The sequence below is a fragment of the Geopseudomonas aromaticivorans genome (assembly GCF_019097855.1).
In the GTDB taxonomy this organism is placed as follows: domain Bacteria; phylum Pseudomonadota; class Gammaproteobacteria; order Pseudomonadales; family Pseudomonadaceae; genus Geopseudomonas; species Geopseudomonas aromaticivorans.
This window is the reverse complement of the sequence record NZ_JAHRGL010000070.1, coordinates 1-1,215: the sequence shown is the minus strand read 5'-3', so window position 1 is coordinate 1,215 and position 1,215 is coordinate 1. Positions and strand designations below refer to the sequence as shown.

Annotated in this window: 1 protein-coding gene; it reads left to right on the top strand. The window is 41.1% G+C overall.

Going from position 1 to position 1,215, the window contains the following annotated elements:
* Positions 1 to 775: 775 nt before the first annotated feature.
* Positions 776 to 1,215: RBD-like domain-containing protein (locus tag KRX52_RS21025; RefSeq protein WP_217683196.1), on the top strand; the 440-nt coding region annotated here is incomplete at its 3' end.

Genomic DNA, 1,215 nt, shown 5'->3' with positions numbered 1-1,215 from the left:
AGTTAACACTTGCCACTAATAGCTGATCCGTCTGCAACCACCTGTCAGGACCGAAGAGGATCAGAATTTTTCTCAACAGCAGTCCTTTGACTATCAAGAAATTTCAGAAAAATGAAAGAAAGAAAAAAACAGCCCTGCTCAGAGACATCTGACAACAGGGATCGGCTCACCGGATCTGAACTCTGCAGCTGGATCCAACACACCTGGACACTGCCGAGGCCCCACTAACAGTGCCACCTCCATCCACAAGAAGAGGACAGACATCAGAGTATTGGATCTGTTTGCATCTACCAGAAGGGAACCTTGGTCCCATACCCACCAGGAGAGGAAGAGATTCCTGCTACAGCCACCAGAAGAAAGGATGAGAAGAGGACAAGGTAAAAGCACAGGCAACACCAGAAAACCCAATAGGCCACCACCGGAGACTAGGAACCATACACCAGTAAGACCTCAACATCACCATGCAGATGAACCAGAAGAGAATGACCTAAAAACATCTTCAGGAAAACCATAGAGGACCTCAAAGAGGACCTCAAAGAGGACATGAGAAAATCCCTTAAAGAAATTGAAGACAAAACAAGCCAAAAAATATGAGAAACAGTTCAAGACCTAAAAACTGAAATGGAGATAAGGAGGAAAGCACAATCTGAGGGAATGCTAGAAATATAAAAGCTGGGTAAATGATCAGGAACTACAGATGTAAGCATAACCAACAGAATACAAGAGATGGAAGAGATTATCTCTAACACAAAATATCCAGGAAATATGGGATACTGTGAAAAGACCAAACCTAAGAATAATAGGTATAGAAGAAGGTGAAGAAACCCAACTCAAAGGTGCAGAAAACATATTCAACAAAATCATAGAAGAAAACTTTCCCAACCTAAAGAAAGACATGCCAATGAAAGTACAAGAAGCCTACAGAATGCCAAATAGAGTGGACCACAAAAGAAAGTCCCCTCGTCACATAATAATTAAAACACCAAATGTACAGAATAAAGAAAAAATATTAAGAGCAGCAAGGGAAAAAGGCCAAGTAACATATAAAGGCAAACCTATCAGAATTACACCAAACTTCTCCATGGAAACTCTGAAAGCTAGAAGGACCTCAATAGATATTTTACCAACTCTGAGAGAACATGGATGCCAGCCCAGACTACTATACCCAGCAAAGCTTTCAATCACTATAGATGGAGAAAACAAGATATTCCATGA